16 protein-coding genes and 1 tRNA gene are annotated in these 18,088 nt (G+C 65.1%); 9 read left to right on the top strand and 8 right to left on the bottom strand.

Translation table 11 applies throughout. The annotated features are described in order from the left end of the window. Nucleotides 1-17 precede the first annotated feature (17 nt). Both ACT6QU_RS16565 and ACT6QU_RS16560 read right to left on the bottom strand, forming a co-directional pair. A complete protein-coding gene (locus ACT6QU_RS16565; RefSeq protein ID WP_024585306.1) occupies nucleotides 18-998 on the bottom strand; it encodes a TAXI family TRAP transporter solute-binding subunit in 981 nt (326 codons plus the stop codon). 99 nt (nucleotides 999-1,097) lie between these two features. Continuing rightward, nucleotides 1,098-1,182: transfer RNA gene (locus ACT6QU_RS16560), tRNA-Leu, on the bottom strand. A 106-nt stretch (nucleotides 1,183-1,288) separates the two neighbouring features. On the opposite strand from ACT6QU_RS16560, the gene ACT6QU_RS16555 reads away from it, so the two are divergent. After that, nucleotides 1,289-1,456, top strand: a complete 168-nt coding sequence (locus tag ACT6QU_RS16555; RefSeq protein ID WP_444565033.1) for a hypothetical protein — start codon at nucleotides 1,289-1,291, stop codon at nucleotides 1,454-1,456. A gap of 16 nt (nucleotides 1,457-1,472) precedes the next feature. On the opposite strand, the gene ACT6QU_RS16550 is transcribed toward ACT6QU_RS16555, so the two are convergent. Together ACT6QU_RS16550 and ACT6QU_RS16545 are read right to left on the bottom strand one after the other, a co-directional pair. Continuing rightward, on the bottom strand, nucleotides 1,473-2,558 hold the full coding sequence (locus ACT6QU_RS16550) for a sensor histidine kinase (protein WP_444565032.1): 1,086 nt from the start codon (nucleotides 2,556-2,558) through the stop codon (nucleotides 1,473-1,475). A gap of 26 nt (nucleotides 2,559-2,584) precedes the next feature. After that, the gene (locus ACT6QU_RS16545; protein WP_444565031.1) at nucleotides 2,585-3,574 is read right to left on the bottom strand and encodes an alpha/beta fold hydrolase; all 990 of its coding nucleotides are present in this window, start codon (nucleotides 3,572-3,574) and stop codon (nucleotides 2,585-2,587) included. A 128-nt stretch (nucleotides 3,575-3,702) separates the two neighbouring features. Between ACT6QU_RS16545 and ACT6QU_RS16540 the strand changes: the two genes are divergently transcribed. Together ACT6QU_RS16540 and ACT6QU_RS16535 are read left to right on the top strand one after the other, a co-directional pair. Beyond that, nucleotides 3,703-4,443, top strand: coding sequence for a competence/damage-inducible protein A (locus tag ACT6QU_RS16540; RefSeq protein ID WP_444565030.1), 741 nt, complete (start codon nucleotides 3,703-3,705; stop codon nucleotides 4,441-4,443). Between the two features lie 67 nt (nucleotides 4,444-4,510). After that, entirely contained in the window at nucleotides 4,511-5,347 is an 837-nt protein-coding gene (locus tag ACT6QU_RS16535; RefSeq protein ID WP_024585302.1) for a universal stress protein, read from the top strand. Here ACT6QU_RS16535 and ACT6QU_RS16530 read toward each other — a convergent pair. Next, on the bottom strand, nucleotides 5,344-6,381 hold the full coding sequence (locus ACT6QU_RS16530) for a phosphatidylglycerol lysyltransferase domain-containing protein (protein WP_444565029.1): 1,038 nt from the start codon (nucleotides 6,379-6,381) through the stop codon (nucleotides 5,344-5,346). The genes ACT6QU_RS16535 and ACT6QU_RS16530 overlap by 4 nt on opposite strands. Next, nucleotides 6,378-7,058, bottom strand: coding sequence for a class I SAM-dependent methyltransferase (locus ACT6QU_RS16525; RefSeq protein ID WP_444565028.1), 681 nt, complete (start codon nucleotides 7,056-7,058; stop codon nucleotides 6,378-6,380). The genes ACT6QU_RS16530 and ACT6QU_RS16525 overlap by 4 nt, the downstream gene beginning before the upstream one ends. A gap of 172 nt (nucleotides 7,059-7,230) precedes the next feature. Here ACT6QU_RS16525 and gpt point away from each other — a divergent pair, with 172 nt between their 5' ends. The 5 genes from gpt to ACT6QU_RS16500 all read left to right on the top strand — a co-directional run bounded on the left by gpt (nucleotide 7,231) and on the right by ACT6QU_RS16500 (nucleotide 16,024). Then, a complete protein-coding gene (gene gpt, locus ACT6QU_RS16520; RefSeq protein WP_275840274.1) occupies nucleotides 7,231-7,728 on the top strand; it encodes a xanthine phosphoribosyltransferase in 498 nt (165 codons plus the stop codon). Between the two features lie 165 nt (nucleotides 7,729-7,893). Then, on the top strand, nucleotides 7,894-8,385 hold the full coding sequence (locus ACT6QU_RS16515; protein WP_444565027.1) for an NUDIX hydrolase: 492 nt from the start codon (nucleotides 7,894-7,896) through the stop codon (nucleotides 8,383-8,385). 74 nt (nucleotides 8,386-8,459) lie between these two features. After that, nucleotides 8,460-10,052 carry an inorganic phosphate transporter gene (locus ACT6QU_RS16510; protein WP_444565026.1) on the top strand — a complete coding sequence of 531 codons (1,593 nt, stop codon included), beginning with the start codon at nucleotides 8,460-8,462 and terminating at the stop codon, nucleotides 10,050-10,052. Between the two features lie 560 nt (nucleotides 10,053-10,612). Continuing rightward, nucleotides 10,613-14,383: a vitamin B12-dependent ribonucleotide reductase gene (locus ACT6QU_RS16505; RefSeq protein WP_444565025.1), complete on the top strand. Its 3,771-nt coding sequence runs from the start codon at nucleotides 10,613-10,615 to the stop codon at nucleotides 14,381-14,383. Nucleotides 14,384-15,034: 651 nt separating this feature from the next. Then, nucleotides 15,035-16,024: a DMT family transporter gene (locus ACT6QU_RS16500; protein ID WP_444565024.1), complete on the top strand. Its 990-nt coding sequence runs from the start codon at nucleotides 15,035-15,037 to the stop codon at nucleotides 16,022-16,024. Here ACT6QU_RS16500 and ACT6QU_RS16495 read toward each other — a convergent pair. Both ACT6QU_RS16495 and ACT6QU_RS16490 read right to left on the bottom strand, forming a co-directional pair. After that, nucleotides 16,021-16,269: a ParB N-terminal domain-containing protein gene (locus tag ACT6QU_RS16495; RefSeq protein ID WP_444565023.1), complete on the bottom strand. Its 249-nt coding sequence runs from the start codon at nucleotides 16,267-16,269 to the stop codon at nucleotides 16,021-16,023. The genes ACT6QU_RS16500 and ACT6QU_RS16495 overlap by 4 nt on opposite strands. 106 nt (nucleotides 16,270-16,375) lie before the next feature. Continuing rightward, nucleotides 16,376-17,155, bottom strand: coding sequence for an SDR family oxidoreductase (locus tag ACT6QU_RS16490; protein WP_444565022.1), 780 nt, complete (start codon nucleotides 17,153-17,155; stop codon nucleotides 16,376-16,378). Between the two features lie 264 nt (nucleotides 17,156-17,419). Here ACT6QU_RS16490 and ACT6QU_RS16485 point away from each other — a divergent pair. Beyond that, on the top strand, nucleotides 17,420-18,088 hold a 669-nt coding region (locus tag ACT6QU_RS16485), incomplete at its 3' end, for a helix-turn-helix domain-containing protein (RefSeq protein WP_444836985.1).

The raw sequence follows: 18,088 nt of genomic DNA, 5'->3' as shown, positions 1-18,088 counted from the left end.
GCAAGGCGTGAAGGCGATCAGTCCTTCAAATTGTCGGGCACGGTGATGCCCTGCTCCTCCAGATAGCGCACGGCGCCGGGGTGGTAGGGCATGAACGAGTTCTTGTCCCAGTTCTCCGTCAGCGTCTCGGACGAGGTGGCATGAATCTGCATCATGCGCTCATTGTTCTCGAGAACGAGCTTGGTGATCTCGTAGGCCAGGCTCTCGGGCATGTCCTTGTGAGCGATGGCGAAGTTCCACAGGCCGACCGTGGGCTGGTCGTAATCGTGGCCCTGATAGGTGCCGGTGGGAATGGTGAAGGCCGCCATCTCCGGATGCGCTTCGAGGATCTGCGCAAGCTCTTCCTCGTTGAAGCCGAACATCTTGACGTCGTTTTCGGCTGCGAGCTGCGCGAAGGCCGAGATCGGAACGCCGGCCGCGAAGGCGAACGCGTCGATCAGTCCGTCCTTCAACTGGCCGCCAGCATCCGAGGCGCCGGCGAAGGACACGTTAGCGTTGACGCCGAGCGTCTCCATGAAGCGCGGCCAGTAGGTGCCGGGCGTTCCGCCCGCCGGGCCGACGCCGACGCGCTTGCCATCGAGGTCGGACACGGATTCGATGCCCGAATTGGCCAGAACGACCACCTGGAACGGCGTCTGGTACATCGGGAACAGGGCACGGATGTCTTTATGCTCGACGCCAGGCGCCAGTTCGCTCTCGCCATTCCACGCTTCGAGCGCCGGCCCCATCGTCACGAGGCCGATCTGGTGATCGCCGGTCTGCACGAGCGTCACGTTCTGCACCGGGCCGCCTGTCACTTCGCCGGACGCGTTGATGCCGAGGCTTTCGGAGATGAAGCTCGCCATGCCGTTGCCGTAGATGAAGTAGGTGCCGCCCTGGCTTGCAGTGCCGATCGTCAGATCGTTCGGCCAGTCGGCGCGGTCGTCCTGCGCATAGGCCACCGAGCCCGCGAACGCGACCGAAACGGCCAACGCGATGGAACGAGTAAGTGTCAGCATAGATCATCCTCCCTGATTTTTTCTTGGTCGCTACGTTTGTAACGATTGAAACCCGGGCGGCAACCGATTTGGCCTAAGACTAAAGTCTAAGTTGTGAATTGGTGCGGGCGGCGGGACTCGAACCCGCACGGCCATGGCCTCCGGATTTTAAGTCCGGTGTGTCTACCGGTTCCACCACGCCCGCGCCCTCTGCTTCTGTCCCGCTTTGGGGCGAAGCGTCAAGCGGTGGCCTTGCCGTTGCCCGCAGGCTCCGCTATCGCCACGCAGATGCAATCGAAACGAGGCAGACGATGACCAAGATCATTGCCGCCGTCCTGGCGACGGCCCTTCTGGCCGGCTGCGGCGCGGGCACCCCCATGAGCGTCAAATCGCGCGGAGGCCAGAGCGACGAGGTGCGCGCCGCCGAAATGCGCGCGGCATCGGTCCGCCTGACGCAGCGCTCGCGCGGCGCAGACTGAGCGCCGGACCAGGCCGTCAGGCGACGAGCGCATCCTTGCGCCTGAACCGCATCGTCACCTTCATCCCCGCGCCCTGAACCGACTGCACGTCGACTTCGGCATCTGCGTTCTCGCGCAGAGATTTGACGATCAGGCTACCGAGCTTGCCTCTCGCCGGCCACTCCACGCCTTCCGGCAGGCCGATGCCGTCATCGGCGATGGTCACGGTGCAATTGCCGTTCTCGGTCAGGCTGTGCAGAAGGATGGTCCCACCCTTGCCGTCGGGAAAGGCATATTTCAGCGCGTTGGTGAAAAGCTCGTTGACCACGAGACCTGCAGGCATGGCCACGTTGATCGAGACGGGATAGGTGTCGAGCTTCATGTCGAGGCGAACGCCCTCGACAGCATGGCTGCGCATCACTGCCGACGCGATGTCGCCGAGATAAAGCCCCAGATCGACGGTCTCGCTATCCTTTCCGGCCTCCAGCGCCTGGTAAAGGATGTGCAGGGAATCGATGCGGCCCGCCAGTCGGCTGAACGGTTCGCGCCCCGCTCCCGGTCCCGCATTCTTCGCCTCGATGCGGATCAGCGCTGCGACCATCTGAAGATTGTTTTTCACCCGGTGCTGGATTTCCTTCAACAGCACGTCGCGCTCGGCGATCTGCTGGATGAGGGCGTCGCGATCGTCGTCGTCGGCTTGCGGCAGTTCGACGATCGCGACCACGCGGAAGACGGCCTTCGATTCGTCGTTCTCGATGATGCTGGCATAAAGCCCGACCCGGCGGCGCGCATCGCCGGCCCCGATCGTGCATTCGATCGGCTCTTCCGACGGCTCGTGGATGAATGCGCTCGCCGTGTCCGCATCGTCCGCGCAGGGCGTCAGGGCGATGTCGATCTCACTCCACGATTTTCCGTCGAGCTGCGCGCCGGTCAGTCCGACGCAGTCGTGAAAGGCGGGATTCGCATAGACGATGCACTCCGCCCTGTCACACTCCGACACCGCGATGGCGATCGGGATGTGGTCGAGGAACTGACGGAAATGGTCGCTTTCGAGGGCTTCGGCGAGGTGTTCATTGGCAAGCAGGTCCTCGACCTGCTCGACCGCACGGTCGTCGGCAGTCATGATCGGTTCAATCTCCCTGAAGCGCCTCAGCGCGCCGCGTCCGCCTCTGGTGGACCGAACGCCCGCCCGGCGATGCGACGGATGAACGCCACGACCTGACCCGTCACGGCATATTGCGGCATGTGGCCGATCCCTTCGGCAATTTCAAGATCGAGACCGGCGACCTTGTCGCGCATCGACAGGCCGTGCCGCCGATAGTTCAGCACCCGGTCCTTGTCGCCGAAAAAGATGCCGATCGGCAGGTCGAGTTCGTCGTAGCGCGCCTCGAACTCCTTCAGATCGTGCCGGAGCGCGACGAGATCGGTCGACGTCGCATAGATGTGGCTCGGCCGCATGCCGGCGAGCGCGCCGCCCGCGACGGCGAAATCGGCCGGCGGCTTTTGCGGGCCGAAGACGAAATCGAGCGTGCGCGGCGCATTGCGCGCCGACGTCGGCACCGCCACCGTGTTTGCGATCAGCCGCCGCAGGAGCGGGTTGGGAATGTGCAGCGGCGCAAATTCCGGAGGCACCTCGGAATAGTGATGCGTCAGCGGCGAGATCAGCGCGAGCCCGCTGATCTTGCCCGGATGGCGCAGTGCCGTGGCAAGCGCGATCGCCCCGCCCAGCGAGTGCCCGACGATCAGCGGCCGGTCGAGTTTCATAGCCTCGATGAAATGCGCAATGAAATCGGCCTGTTGCGACAGGCGCCCGTCGCCGCGCGGCCGCGTCGAGTATCCCGAGCCCGGCCGGTCGATCGCGATCAGCCGGTAGTCCTCGCCGAACTGCTCCATCAGGGGCCGGCGCATGTGGTGCAAATGCCCGCCGAGCCCGTGGATCATCAGGATCGGCCGCCCCTGCCCACTCTCGACATAATGAACGTCGTGCCCGTCGACGGTGATGCGCTTGCCCGCCGCCGGCACCAGCTTTTCGGCCTGGCGCGAGATGCGCCGGGTGACGTGCATGAAGAACCCGGTGACGAGAAGGAGGATAACGACGGCCGTCACCACCAGCCAGAACAGAACCGAAATGAAACCCATGCGCCTCTCCTGAATCGAGCCGCATTTAGGACCTCGCCCCCTCGACGGCAAAGAAAAAAGCGGCAGCGCATCGATTGCCTGAGCGCGGGACAGGGCTTAATCGATACGGGAAAAGCATCGGGGCCGACATGAGCGAAATCATCACCGCCGCAATGATCGTCATCGGAGACGAGATCCTGTCTGGCCGCACCAAGGATCGCAATATCGGCCACCTCGCCGACGTTTTGACTGCGATCGGCATCGATCTGAAGGAAGTGCGCATCGTCGCCGACGAGGAGGCCGCGATCGTCGAGGCGGTCAATGCGGTGCGCGCGCGATACACCTACGTCTTCACCACCGGCGGCATCGGGCCGACGCATGACGACATCACGGCCGATTCCATCTCCGCCGCCTTCACCGTCCCCTGCGGCTACGACGACCGCGCCTTCGCGATGCTCGAGGCGCACTATGCCGCGCGCGGCATGGAGTTCACCGAAGCGCGCCGGCGCATGGCGCGCATGCCGCAGGGCGCGACCCACATCGACAACCCGATCTCGATCGCGCCCGGCTTCGTCATCGGCAATGTCCACGTCATGGCGGGCGTGCCCGCGATCTTCCAGGCGATGCTCGACAATGTCGTGCCGACGCTCAAGGGCGGCACGAAGCTTCTCTCCGGCGCCGTCCACTGCCCGCATGGCGAGGGCACGATCGGCGGCCCGCTCGGCGAGATCCAGAAGCGCCATCCCGATACGATCATCGGCTCATATCCGAAATACCAGGACGGCTCGTTCTGGACCGAACTCGTCGTCCGTGCGCGCGACCCCGAAAAGCTCGAAGCGGCGCTGGCGGAAGTTCGCGCGATGGTCGAAGGTATTTCAGCGAAAGCTTGATATCGATCGAGGCGGGGCGCATCATAGGTGGCCTATCGGTTTGCAATGCAACCCATGGGAGGCTTGGATGAGCTACAAGACGCTACTCGCCGTCCTTCAGGACGAAACCGACGCCCGCCGCGTGCTCGACTGCATCGCGCCGCTTGCCGAACGCTTTTCCGCCCACGTCATCGGCGTCCATGCCGAGCCGCTTCCGGTGCCCTACGCGACGCCGATGGGCTTTCCCGACGCAGACTTCATGGTCACCAGCAGCGAGACCAACAAGGAACGTTCCGAGGCGATGCGTCAGATGTTCGACGGGCGCATGTCGCGCTCGGGCCTTTCGGCCGAATGGCGCGCGCTGGAAAGCTTTTCGGGCGACAGCGCGATCTCCTCGCTCGAAAGCGCCCGCGCGGTGGACCTGATCGTGGTGCAGCAGCGCGACCCGTCCTCGCATCTGCCCGGCACCAATGTCGACGCGCTCCTGCTCCAGACCGGGCGCCCGGTGCTCTTCGTGCCCTACGCGATGCCGGTCGACACCCGCTTCGAGACGATCCTGGTCGGCTGGAATGGCACGCGCGAATCCACGCGCGCGGTGTTCGATGCCCTGCCCCTGCTCACCACCGCCCGCCAGGTCGAGGTGTTCACCGTCGACCCGGACCGCTATGGCGGCCATGAATCGATGACGGCCGGCGGCCAGATCGCGGCGGCCCTGTCGCGCCATGGCGTGCGGGTCACGGTCCAGAGCCAGCACAAGTCGGAGCTGACCCATGGCGAGGCGATCCAGAACCGCGCCGTCGAACTCGGCGCCGATCTTCTGGTGACCGGCGCCTACAGCCAGTCGAAGCTGAAGGAATTCTTCTTCGGCGGCGTGACCAAGTCGGTGCTGGATTCGATGCCGACTGCGACCTTCATGTCGCGCTAAAATGCCTTGGACAGCCGCATCAGCGCAATGAAATGCGCAAACGGCGAACCGGCGTTCCACGCGAGATAGCGCGGCTCCTCGCGGCCGTGGAACCGCCGCTTGAACGCGGCATGGCCGGCAAGGTTGAACACCTTGCGATTGACCGCGCCGGACCGATAGAGCCGCTGCAGCATCGCGCGGAACGCCGCGCTTTCGTCAAAGCCGCTCGGCTCGACGTCGCAGAGCGGCGAAAGGCCGAGCATCAGGACTTCTTTGCCCTCTGCCTTGAAGACGTCCGCGGCCCGCTTCGTCAGCCCGATCTCCGCATGCGAGGTCGTGTCCGGCAGCTTGCGCTTGAATGCGGTCAGATAGCCGATCACCTCGCCATCGCGGCAGATCGGGTCGAAATAGACGAGGCAGCCGACACGCCCGTCCGGCTCGATCAGCACGAAACGGCGCATCATCGGCCCGCCCGCTTCCGGCAGCGGCCGGTTGAGAAATGCCATCTCGCGCTTCTTGACAATGCGCGAAGCCCGCCACCGCTCCGAAAGGTCGCGGATCATCGCCTCCGCGCCCTCGACCTCCTCGGCCTCGGCGATGCGATAGCCCTTCTTCTCCAGCCAGCGCTCCGAATAGCGGACCGTCTCCTTGCGCTTGCCGGAAAAGTCGTAGGTCTGAAGATCGAGCGCGCTGTCGATGCCCATCATCGCGACCTTGTAGCCGCGCCCGGCAAGGTGCTGCGCCGTCTCGCGGCGGATTTCGGCAAAGACGGGCGTCTTCGCGGCGTCGACGAAAGCATCGAGCAGCCGCCCCCGGTCCTGCGGCGCGCAAACCGGGTCGCCGAGCGCGATCAGCGAGCCCATCTTGGCCGCATGCGCGATATAGCCGCGCGCGTCGCCGAAATGGCCGAGCCCGGTCTGCACCGCTGTCGAATAGGCGAGCGAGAAATCGCCATGCCGCGAGACGAGGTCGAGGCGCTCGCCTTCGCTCAACGGCGCCTCGGGCAGGTCGGCGAGCTTGCGGTCGAGGAAACGGTCGATCAGCTTGCGGCTCATGCCGATGCCTCCGGCTTGGCGAAGACCAGCGTGCGGTAGAGCGCGGGGCCGATGCCGAGCAGGCGGTGGTCATTCAGCGCGACCTGCCGGAAACCGAGCCGCTCGACGTGCGGCCGGTAATCATAGATCGGATGCTGCGAGGCGAGGCCGAGCAGCCAGAAGAAGCTGAGCCCGAACTTGAGATAAAGCCAGGCGAGAGGCCCGAGCGGACCCGAGGGCGGCGCCATGTCGGCGATCATGAGATATCCGCCCGGCCGCACATAGGTCGCCGCCTTGGCGAGCACGACGGGCATGTCGTCCGGCCCGAAGACGTTGAAGAAGTAGTTGCCGCAGACCGCATCGAAGAGCGGGTCCGGCGCGAGCACCAGCGCATCGCCGGCGATCAGCTCGGCCGTCAGCCCCTTGCGCGCCATGCGCCGGCGCAGCCTTTCGATCATGCGCGCGGATAAATCGATGGCCGTCACCCGCGCTCCCGCCCGCGCCGCAGCCACCGCCTCCTCCCCCGAGCCAGCGCCGAGATAGAGCACCCGGTCGCCGGTCTTGAGATAGTCGAGTTCGGCCAGCTTCGCGCGGCGGATCAGCCCGAAGGAGTAGAGGTTGGCCAGCGTCTCGTAGATGCCCGCGACCGCGTCGTAGTTGCGGCTCTTGATCTTCTTTTCGGCGATGGGTGCATGCACGCGTGTCGCTGCCTTTCGCGGATCGATCTGGAGTGGCCTTCTATCGCGGGCAGGTGAACTGGCACAACCGCAAGGCGCGAGTGCGGCAAAATGCTTGCCAAGCGCTGTTGAATACGTCTAATTCCGCGCGCATTCCGCCTTTTCAAGCCGCCGCGCCCGGAGTGCCAGCAAAATGTCCCTGCCCGAAAAAGCCTTTCCCGTCTCCTGGGATCAGTTCCACCGCGATTCCCGCGCGCTCGCCTGGCGCCTGTCCGGCATCAACGGCAACTGGCGCGCCATCGTATGCATCACCCGCGGCGGCCTCGTCCCCGCCGCCGTCATCTCGCGTGAGCTCGGCGTGCGTCTGATCGAGACGGTCTGCGTCGCCTCCTACCACGATTACACCGAACAGGGTGAGTTGAAGGTCCTGAAGGAGATCAACCCGGCGCTGCTCGAGGATGAAGGCAAGGACGTGCTGATCATCGACGACCTGACCGACACCGGCAAGACCGCCGCCATCGTCCGCGCGATGATGCCGAAGGCGCACTTCGCCACCATCTACGCCAAGCCGAAGGGCCGGCCGCTCGTCGACACTTTCGTAACGGAAGTGTCGCAGGATACGTGGATCTATTTCCCTTGGGATCTGGGGTTCACCTATCAAAAGCCGATCGCCGAAGGCCATCTCGGTTAGCCAAACCGAAAGCGAAGCGAAACCGGTCGAAACTTGCGCGGGCCTTGCGCTTTTACGCGCAAAGCCCCATTTTGGTGCGATCTCCACGGAGAAAAGGCTTTGAAACGCTCGACTTGAGGAGGATACTCCTTGAGTTGGCAAACGAATCGGACTCGAAACACGACCATGTTCCTCACCCGCCAGACACGCGCGAATGTTGCCGAACGGCTTCGTCGGCTGATCGGCGGTTTGCCGTGCCGCACCCAGGTCGCCGCCCTGCCTTTCCGGCACTCGGACGACGGCTATGAGGTCATGCTCATCACCAGCCGCGGCACCGGCCGCTGGGTCATCCCCAAGGGCTGGCCCGAGGGCGAGGAAGATCTGTGGCATGCCGCGGCGCGCGAGGCCGACGAGGAAGCAGGGGTCGCCGGCGAGATCGAACGCGACGCGCTCGGCCGCTTCTACTATGCCAAGCATCTTGCCCGCGGCCGCGAGTGGCGCTGCGAGGTTCTCGTCTACCCGCTCGAGGTCAAGGACGTGGCCGACAAGTGGCGCGAAAAGAAGAAGCGCCGCCGGCGCTGGTTCCCGGTTCAGGACGCCGCGCGCCTCGTCAACGAGCCCGGTCTTGCCGAGCTGATCGCCAAGTTTGGCGCTCATCCCCGAAAATCTGCCGCCTGACGGTCGCATTTCGTCTCCATATGGGCTAGCCGGCTAACCGGAACCGACCGGTGGCGAAAACCCTTGGACTGACGATGGCCGACTCAACGATACGCAAGGACACGCTCGACAAGGATCTGGACAAGCTCGTCCATGTCGAGGAAGCCACGTCCGTCGTGGCCCGCGGGCTCGTCGCGCCGGGCCTGTCGCTGCTTTTTCTGGCACTCAGCGCCGTTTTCGCCTCGCTCTATGTTTTCGACGAGCCCCGCGCAGTGCTGATCGTGGTCGCCGCCGTCCTGGGCGGTTACATGGCGCTCAACATCGGCGCCAACGACGTCGCTAACAATGTCGGTCCAGCCGTCGGCGCCAAGGCGCTGACCATGGGCGGCGCAATCGCGATCGCCGCGATCTTCGAGAGCGCCGGCGCGCTGATCGGCGGCGGCGACGTCGTCAACACCATCTCGCGCGGCATCATCGACATTTCCTCGGTCGGCAGCCCCGATTTCTTCATCCGCGCCATGATGGCAGCGCTCATCTCCTCGGCGCTCTGGATCAACCTGGCGACGTGGATCGGCGCGCCGGTCTCGACGACCCACTCCGTCGTCGGCGGTGTCATGGGTGCCGGCATCGCGGCCGCCGGCCTGTCGGCGGTCAACTGGCCGATGATGAGCGGCATCGCCGCAAGCTGGGTCATCTCGCCGCTGCTCGGCGGCGCCATTGCCGCCCTCTTCCTCGCCTTCATCAAGGAGGCGATCATCTACCGCGAGGACAAGATCGACGCCGCCCGTCGCTGGGTGCCGGTGCTGATTGCAATCATGGCTGCCGCCTTCGCGGTCTATCTCGGCATGAAGGGGCTGAGCCGCATCATCGACCTGTCGGGTTCGGCTCTGCTGCTGATCGGCGCCGTGGTCGGCTTTTGCGCCTGGCTCTGGTCGCGCGGCCATGTGCGCCGCCAATCGGCCGGCATGGAAAACCGCAACCAGTCGCTGCGCAAGCTCTTCAACATCCCGTTGATCTGCTCGGCCTGTCTCCTGTCCTTCGCCCACGGCGCCAATGACGTGGCCAATGCCGTCGGCCCGCTCGCCGCGATCGTCTACACCGCCGAGGCCGACGCCATCGCCTCGAGCGTCTCGATACCGCTCTGGGTCATGGTCATCGGCGCATTCGGCATCTCGCTCGGCCTCGTCCTCTTCGGCCCCAAGCTCATCCGCATGGTCGGCGAGCAGATCACCAAGCTCAATCCAATGCGCGCCTTCTGTGTGTCGCTGTCGGCCGCCATCACCGTCATCGTCGCCTCCTGGTTCGGCCTGCCGGTCAGCTCGACCCACATCGCCGTCGGCGCGGTCTTCGGCGTCGGCTTCTTCCGCGAATGGTACACCGCCAATTCGCCCCGCCGCCGCCGCTACATGGAGCGCAAGAACGCGCTCCACCGAGCCGCCCGCGGCCAGCTTGCCGAGGACCAGGCGAGTGAAGCCTCGAGCCCGTTCGACGGCAATAGCAATGGCAGCGGCGCCCCCGATGCCGACCGCGACCTCGACGCCGCTCCGGTCTCGACCGAAGAAGCCAAGCGCCGCCGCCTCGTGCGCCGCGCCCACGTCTCCACCATCGTCGCCGCCTGGGTCACCACCGTCCCCGCCGCCGCGCTGCTATCGGCGATGATCTTCCTGGCGTTGAACGCGCTGGCTTGAACCGGGAAAGCACAGCCAAGCGCGGCTGATTCTTCTCCCCGTTATCCACACCGGTCCCCACAATATCTAGCGGTCGGCTAACGATCGTAAACGATCCCTTGACGCTCCGACCCGAGTCGCGTTGTTATGATCCTCGTGCGCTCTTTTGGGTTGCACCGAGGCGGGTTTCTTCGGGGTCGGGGTTTTCCGGTTATTGGTTGGAGACGGGTCGGAACGGCGCATGCCAGCGCCTTGCCGAATGGGTTTCGGCGCGCAATTTTTCTGCGTTCTTGGTTCGGAATTTTGAGCGTAAACACTATATTTAGTGTTGCAGCACTAGGGTGACCCAAGATAGAGTTGGGTTCTGGTTTTCGGAATCGGGATACGGGGCAAGCCTCGCCGGTTCGCAAAGCGAGCATGAAGCCCGCGACGAGGATCGGCCAAGCGTAGGATTTTCAAGCGTTTTCGAGGGAACGGGCTTTGGCGCGCGGGGCGTCGGCCGGATGCGGAAATCGGGTTCTTGCGGCAATCGCCCGGCGGCGGCGCAGAACCACAACATATAGACGATGGGACAACACACGATGCGTATCGAACGTCGCTTCACCAAGCCCGGCCAGTCGGCCTATGCGGAAGTCGAATTCCGCAAGGCGGTCAGCGAAATCAAGAACCCGGACGGCTCCATCGTGTTCCGCCTGGCCGACATCGACGTGCCGGCGCAGTTCTCCCAGGTCGCCAGCGACATCCTCGCGCAGAAATATTTCCGCAAGGCCGGCGTGCCCGCACGGCTGAAAAAGGTCGAGGAGAACGACGTCCCGTCCTTCCTCTGGCGCTCCGTCGCCGACGAAGCCGCGCTTGCCGCGCTGCCCGAGAACGAGCGCACCGGCTCCGAGACCGATGCCCGTCAGGTCTTCGACCGCCTCGCCGGCACCTGGACCTACTGGGGCTGGAAGGGCGGCTATTTCGCCTCCGAGGAAGACGCGTCCGCATTCCGCGACGAGCTCGCCTTCATGCTCGCCACCCAGCGCGTCGCGCCGAACTCGCCGCAATGGTTCAATACCGGTCTCCACTGGGCCTACGGCATCGACGGCCCCGGCCAGGGCCACTATTACGTCGACCCGTTCACCGGCAAGCTGACCAAGTCGAAGTCGTCCTACGAGCATCCGCAGCCGCATGCCTGCTTCATCCAGGGCGTCGGCGACGACCTCGTCAACGAAGGCGGCATCATGGATCTGTGGGTCCGTGAAGCGCGCCTGTTCAAATACGGCTCCGGCACCGGGTCGAACTTCTCCTATCTGCGCGGCGAAGGCGAGAAGCTGTCGGGCGGCGGCCGTTCGTCCGGCCTGATGTCCTTCCTCAAGATCGGCGACCGCGCCGCCGGCGCCATCAAGTCGGGCGGCACCACCCGCCGCGCGGCGAAGATGGTCGTCGTCGACGTCGACCACCCGGACATCGAGGAATATATCGACTGGAAGGTGAAGGAGGAGCAGAAGGTCGCCTCCCTCGTCACCGGCTCCAAGATCGTCAAGCAGCACCTCGCCGCCATCATGAAGGCCTGCGTCAACTGCGAGGCGGACAATGGCGACTGCTTCGACCCGGCCAAGAACCCGGCGCTGAAGCGCGAGATCAAGGCTGCGAAGAAAAACTTCGTGCCCGAGAACTACGTCAAGCGCGTCATGCAGTTCGCCCGCCAGGGTTACACGTCGATCGAGTTCAAGACCTACGACACCGACTGGGATTCGGAAGCCTACCTCACCGTCTCGGGCCAGAACTCCAACAACTCCGTCTCGCTGAAGGACGACTTCCTGCGCGCCGTCGAGAACGATGCCGACTGGAACCTGACCGCCCGCAAGGACGGCAAGGTGATGAAGACGCTGAAGGCGCGCGATCTGTGGGAGAAGATCGGCCACGCCGCCTGGGCGTCCGCCGATCCGGGCCTGCATTTCAACACCACGATGAACGACTGGCACACCTCGCCGGCCGCGGGCCCGATCCGCGCCTCGAACCCGTGCTCGGAATACATGTTCCTCGACGACACGGCCTGCAACCTCGCATCGATCAACCTGCTGCCCTACCGGAACCAGGACGGCACGATCGACATCGCCGCCTACGAGCACACGGTCCGCCTGTGGACCATCGTCCTCGAAATCTCGGTGATGATGGCGCAGTTCCCGTCGAAGGAGATCGCGCGGCTTTCCTATGAATACCGCACGCTCGGCCTTGGCTACGCCAATATCGGCGGCCTGCTGATGACCTCCGGCATCCCCTACGATTCCAGGGAAGGCCGCGCCATCGGCGGCGCGCTGACCGCGATCATGACGGGCGTTTCCTACGCGACCTCGGCCGAAATGGCCGGCGAGCTCGGCGCCTTCCCGGACTACGAGCGCAATGCCGACAACATGCTGCGCGTCATCCGCAACCACCGCCGCGCCGCCCACGGTTCGGTCGATGGCTATGAGGGCCTGTCCGTCGCCCCGGTCCCGCTGGAAGCGGCCGATTGCCCGCATGCAGACCTGATCGACCACGCCCGCCTCGCCTGGGACAACGCGCTCGCGCTCGGCGAAAAGCACGGCTACCGCAACGCGCAGGTCTCCGTCATCGCGCCCACCGGCACGATCGGCCTCGTCATGGATTGCGACACGACCGGCATCGAGCCCGATTTCGCGCTGGTCAAGTTCAAGAAGCTCGCCGGCGGCGGCTATTTCAAGATCATCAACCGCGCCGTTCCGGAAGCCTTGCGCACGCTCGGCTATTCGGAAAGCCAGATCGCCGAGATCGAGGCTTACGCCGTCGGCCACGGCAACCTCAACCAGGCACCCGGCATCAACCCCGGCTCGCTCAAGGCCAAGGGCTTCACCGACGAGAAGATCGCCGCGCTCAACGCCGCGACGGCGCAGGCCTTCGACATCAAGTTCATCTTCAACCAGTGGACGCTCGGCGCCGACTGGCTGAAGGAAACCTTCGGCTTCACCGACGAGCAGCTCTCCGACTTCTCCTTCGAGCTCCTGCCCGCGCTCGGCTTCTCGAAGAAGGACATCGAGGCCGCCAACATCCATGTCTGCGGTGCGATGACCCTCGAGGGAGCACCATTTCTTAAAGACCAGCACCTGCCCGTCTTCGATTGCGCCAACCCGTGCGGCAAGATCGGCAAGCGCTATCTGTCGGTCGAAAGCCACATCCGCATGATGGCGGCCGCCCAGCCCTTCATTTCGGGCGCGATCTCTAAGACCATCAACATGCCGAACGACGCGACGGTGGAGGACTGCAAGGAAGCCTACATGCTGTCGTGGAAGCTGGCGCTGAAGGCCAACGCGCTCTACCGCGACGGCTCCAAGCTCTCCCAGCCGCTCAACGCCTCGCTCATCGCCGATGACGAGGACGAGGCCGACGATTTGATCGAGGAACTGATCGCCGCCCCCGCTGCGCAGCAGGCAACCATCGTCACGGAAAGGATCGTCGAGAAGATCATCGAGCGCGAAGTCCGCTCGCTGCGCGACAAGCTGCCGAACCGCCGCAAGGGCTACACCCAGAAGGCGGTCGTCGGCGGGCACAAGGTCTATCTGCGCACCGGCGAGTTCGACGACGGCCGCCTCGGCGAGATCTTCATCGACATGCACAAGGAAGGCGCCGCCTTCCGCGCGATGATGAACAACTTCGCCATCGCCATCTCGATCGGCCTGCAATACGGCGTGCCGCTAGAGGAATATGTGGAGGCGTTCACCTTCACCAAGTTCGAGCCGGCCGGCATGGTCCAGGGCAACGACGCGATCAAGAACGCGACGTCGATCCTCGACTACGTCTTCCGCGAGCTGGCGGTCTCCTATCTGGAGCGCGGCGACCTCGCCCATGTCGACCAGTCGGACTTCTCCAACACCGCGCTCGGCAAGGGCATTTCCGAAGGCAAGGCCACGCCCTTCTCGCGCGGTTTGACCCGTGGCGCTTCGCCCCTGAAGGTCGTCTCCGGCTCGTCCGAACCCAAGGGCTCGGCCACCGGCGCGCCTGCCGCCGCCCGCCCGGCAACGGCGTCTTACGCCTCCAACGTCCGCTCGATCTCCTCGGGCAACGCCGCCCTCGCCCTCAAAACCGAAGGCGCCACCGCCTTCAAGCGCGACTACGAGGAACGCGCGGCCGAACTCGCCGACGAAATCCCCGAAGACACCGCCACCGCCCTCTTCACCGACGCCGCAGCCGAAGAAGCCACCGAAGCCAAAGCCCTCGCCGCCCAACGCCGCGCCAAGTCCATCATGCAGGGCTACACCGGCAACATGTGCACCGAGTGCCAGAACTTCACGATGGTGCGGAACGGGACATGCGAGAAGTGCGACACGTGCGGGGCGACGAGCGGGTGCTCGTAAGCTGATCGAGACTGTGCGTGCGTGCTGCAACAAAGGAGGCCGGTCATTGACCGGCCTCTGGCGTTCAAATGCAATGCCCTCTCAGCCAATTGCAAACTGAAAAACCTGTAGCAGCAACTCGCGTCGCCCTCCCTTCTCCCCTTGTGGAAGAAGGTGGCTGAGCGAAGCGAAGTCGGATGAGGGGTGTCCAGCTTGGCGCCGCGGCAAATCCTCCCGACTCGCAGCGTGAAAGGAGACAAACAAAACTTATCCCCCTCCGCCAAACCTCCCCCATACTCCCCCTCATCGTCCTCGTGGGAACCGGTGCGCACCGGGTATCGGGAGGGCGGCGATGACCTCCCCCTGACGGGTGTCGGAACCTGTCGGGCACGTGAGGGCTGGGAACAGGCCGGCATGGTCGCATGACCATGCGGGAAAAGCCGCGGCGGACGCGATCTTCGGATCATTGTCTGCTGTGACCGGTCGAGAGCCAGACAGCCATCGGTGGGGTGCGCGGGTTCGCGCCACTCACAATACCAATCGGAAGGCACGGCCCGCGCGCCCCGCTTCCCGTTCTTTGACAATGGCCGGATGCCGCATGGCAGGCGCGGCGATGAGGAAGCGCGCCGTCGCGCCGCTGGCCCAAGCGCCGCCGCTTTATGGAGCCCCGCATTGCTGATAGGTCTCGCCGAAATCGCAAACCTTCGCGCCGCCGGCGGTGCGACGAGCCGGACAGTCCCGTTGAGCCAGCCGAAATCCCTCGCATCCGACCCGCGCGCCGGCATGTTCTACATGATCGCCACCTGCGCCGTCTTCGCGGTCCAGGACGGCGTCTCGCGCCACGTCGCCGAAAGCGTCAGCGTCTACATGGTGGTCATGCTGCGCTTCTGGTTCTTCGCAGCCCTCGCGATCATGTGGGCGGCCCGCTCGGCCGGAGGCCTGGCAGCGGCGACGCGCACTGCCTTCCCGAAGCTCCAGGCGCTGCGGGCGGTCCTGCTGATCAGCGAAATCTGCCTCATCATGTTCTCCTTCGTCGGCATCGGGCTCATCGCCACCCATGCGGTGTTCATCTGCTATCCGCTCATCATCGCGGCGCTCTCGGTGCCATTCCTGGGCGAAAAGGTCGGCTGGCGGCGCTGGTCGGCGATCATCGTCGGTTTCGTCGGCGTGCTCTTCATCATCAATCCCGGCGCGTCGGTGCTGACGCCGTGGACGCTGGTGCCGCTCGCCTGCGCGACGCTCTTTGCAGGCTACAGCCTCCTGACGCGCTATGTCGCGCGCGAGGACAGCGCCAATGTCAGCTTCTTCTGGACGGGCGTCTTCGGCGCGATCCTCATCACGCCGCTCGGCCTGTGGCACTGGCAAGCGATCGCGCCCGCCAACGCCGGCTGGATCGGCGCGCTCTGCCTGCTGGCGATCACCGGCAACTGGCTGCTCATCAAGGCCTACGAAGTCGCCGACGCGTCGAGCGTCCAGCCCTTCACCTATTTCCAGTTCCCGTTTGTCTCGGCGGTCGGGCTGCTGGTCTTCGGCGAGGCGCTGAGCATCAACCTCGTCGTCGGCGCGACGATCGTCATGGCCGCCGGCCTCTTCACTCTGTGGCGCGAGCGGGTCAAGCGCATTGCGGCGACAGCGCCCGCGGTGCCGGCCGACCGGCCCTAGTGCCGCCGCGCCTGCACGAGATAGGCGTCGATCGTCGTCTCGCCGAGAAATTTCATCGCCTCGAGCCGGTGCAGCCCCTCGACCAGGACGTAGCGCGCGCCATCCTCGCGCACCTGGATCGGTGTCTTCAACCCGTTTTCCAGAATGTCCTCGGCCAGCGCGCGCGCCGTCTCGGGATGAAGCGTCTTCTTGCGCGCCGTCGGCACATAGACCGCGTCGATCGGGACGGGCTTGGAACGCAGCATGAGGCCTCCTTGCGGGCGCGGGGCGATGCCCGACTAGATCAGGTCGCCCCCGGCGCGGCAAGCTGGAGGAAACGGATGCGGCCGCGCTGGCCGCATCCGGGCGACGTCAGAGCGTCGCGTTGATGGAGCCGCCGTCGAGCAGGATGTTCTGGCCGACGATATAGCCCGCATAGGCACTGCAGAGGAACGCGCAGGCCGCGCCGAACTCCTCGGTCGTGCCGAACCGGCCGGCCGGGTTGGCGGCATAGGCGTCCTCGCGAGCCTGGTCGACCGTGATGCCCTTCTGCTTCGCCGTGTTGTTCATCAGCGATTCGATGCGCGCCGTCTCGTGCTGGCCGGGCAGAAGATTGTTGATCGTCACGCCGTGGCGCGCGACCTGGCGCGAAGTGCCGGCGACGAAGCCGGTCAACCCGCTGCGGGCCGCGCCCGAAAGGCCGAGCGCCGGGATCGGCGCCTTGACGGAGCCGGAGGTGATGTTGACGATCCGCCCCCATTTGCGCTCGATCATGCCCGGCAGGACCGCCGTGATGAGGTGGATCGGCGTCAGCATGTTGGCGCGGATGGCGTTCTGCCATTCGTCCTCGCCCCACTCGCTCCAAACGCCGGGAGGCGGACCACCCGCATTGTTGACGAGGATGTCCGGCGCCGGCGCCGCCTCGAGCAGCTTGGCGCGGCCCTCCGGCGTCGTCACGTCCGCCGCAACCGTCGTCACCTTGACGCCAAAACGCTCCGCGATCTCGCCCGCTGTCTTCTCCAGCGCCTCGGCCGAGCGCGCATTGAGCACGATGTCGACGCCCGCCTCCGCAAGCTTCTCCGCCGACCCGCGCCCGAGCCCCTTCGACCCGCCGCAAACGATGGCCGTACGGCCCCTGATTCCCAAATCCATCTCGTCCGTCTCTCCCGCTTCGCAGTCACAGCAATCGCTTCGCCCTCCCCCAAAGAAGGAAGATGCACACGTGCAATATACCGCCCACGCCCCGAAGCCTACCCCGAGTGCCTGCAATTGGATGCAATAGCGCAGAGCCCCAACGCAAAAAGCCGCCCTTTTGGGGCGGCGTGTGGATGTGGAGGTGTGTTGAACGACCTGAGACATAGGTGACGTTTTGTACCGGACACATGGGTAACACTTTTCGCTTTGCGGGAGGTGTTGATGCCGTGGAAGGAGTGTTCGGTTATGGACGAGCGGGTTCGTTTCGTCGGCCGTCTTCTGGACGGCGAGGGCATGAGCGAGGTGTGCCGTGAGTTCGGCATCTCGCGCAAGACCGGCTACAAGATCTGGGACCGTTACCGGCAGGAAGGGCTTGATGCCCTGACCGACCGCTCGCGGCGTCCGGTGCGCTACGCCAACCAGTTGCCCGACCAGATCGAGCGGCTGATCGTGGAGACGAAGAAGGGCAAGCCGCACTGGGGCGCCCGCAAGATACGGGAGCTGCTGGTCAGGAAGCTGGCCGGCGACGTGCGCATTCCCGCCAAGTCGACGGTCCATGCCGTGCTCGACCGGCACGGCCTCGTGAGCCGCGCCCGCAAGAGGCGGGCGGCGAACAAGGCGACGGGCACGCCGCTGTCGCAGGCCATGGCCTCCAACGATCTGTGGTGCGCCGATTTCAAGGGCGAGTTCAAGACCGGCGACGGCCGCTATTGTCACCCCTTGACGGTGACCGACCAGGCCTCGCGCATGATCCTTCTGTGCGAAGCCCTCGAGAGCACGAAGGAGCTGCCCGTCATCGAGGCCTTTGTGAGCCTGTTCAGGCACCGTGGCTTGCCAGCCGCGATCCGCAGCGACAACGGCCTGCCCTTCGCCAGCCCCAACGGGCTCTAC

The sequence above is a fragment of the Aliihoeflea sp. genome, assembly GCF_052435475.1.
Lineage (GTDB): Bacteria > Pseudomonadota > Alphaproteobacteria > Rhizobiales > Rhizobiaceae > Aliihoeflea.
The sequence above is the reverse complement of the archived record's forward strand: the minus strand, read 5'-3'. Positions and strand labels throughout refer to the sequence as shown.

What these genes read in the sequence shown, in the direction of transcription:
- ACT6QU_RS16565 (WP_024585306.1), bottom strand. Translation starts at nt 998, where the DNA reads ATGCTGACACTTACTCGTTCCATCGCGTTGGCCGTTTCGGTCGCGTTC.
- ACT6QU_RS16555 (WP_444565033.1), top strand. Translation starts at nt 1,289, where the DNA reads ATGACCAAGATCATTGCCGCCGTCCTGGCGACGGCCCTTCTGGCCGGC.
- ACT6QU_RS16550 (WP_444565032.1), bottom strand. Translation starts at nt 2,558, where the DNA reads ATGACTGCCGACGACCGTGCGGTCGAGCAGGTCGAGGACCTGCTTGCC.
- ACT6QU_RS16545 (WP_444565031.1), bottom strand. Translation starts at nt 3,574, where the DNA reads ATGGGTTTCATTTCGGTTCTGTTCTGGCTGGTGGTGACGGCCGTCGTT.
- ACT6QU_RS16540 (WP_444565030.1), top strand. Translation starts at nt 3,703, where the DNA reads ATGAGCGAAATCATCACCGCCGCAATGATCGTCATCGGAGACGAGATC.
- ACT6QU_RS16535 (WP_024585302.1), top strand. Translation starts at nt 4,511, where the DNA reads ATGAGCTACAAGACGCTACTCGCCGTCCTTCAGGACGAAACCGACGCC.
- ACT6QU_RS16530 (WP_444565029.1), bottom strand. Translation starts at nt 6,381, where the DNA reads ATGAGCCGCAAGCTGATCGACCGTTTCCTCGACCGCAAGCTCGCCGAC.
- gpt (WP_275840274.1), top strand. Translation starts at nt 7,231, where the DNA reads ATGTCCCTGCCCGAAAAAGCCTTTCCCGTCTCCTGGGATCAGTTCCAC.
- ACT6QU_RS16515 (WP_444565027.1), top strand. Translation starts at nt 7,894, where the DNA reads ATGTTCCTCACCCGCCAGACACGCGCGAATGTTGCCGAACGGCTTCGT.
- ACT6QU_RS16510 (WP_444565026.1), top strand. Translation starts at nt 8,460, where the DNA reads ATGGCCGACTCAACGATACGCAAGGACACGCTCGACAAGGATCTGGAC.
- ACT6QU_RS16505 (WP_444565025.1), top strand. Translation starts at nt 10,613, where the DNA reads ATGCGTATCGAACGTCGCTTCACCAAGCCCGGCCAGTCGGCCTATGCG.
- ACT6QU_RS16495 (WP_444565023.1), bottom strand. Translation starts at nt 16,269, where the DNA reads ATGCTGCGTTCCAAGCCCGTCCCGATCGACGCGGTCTATGTGCCGACG.
- ACT6QU_RS16490 (WP_444565022.1), bottom strand. Translation starts at nt 17,155, where the DNA reads ATGGATTTGGGAATCAGGGGCCGTACGGCCATCGTTTGCGGCGGGTCG.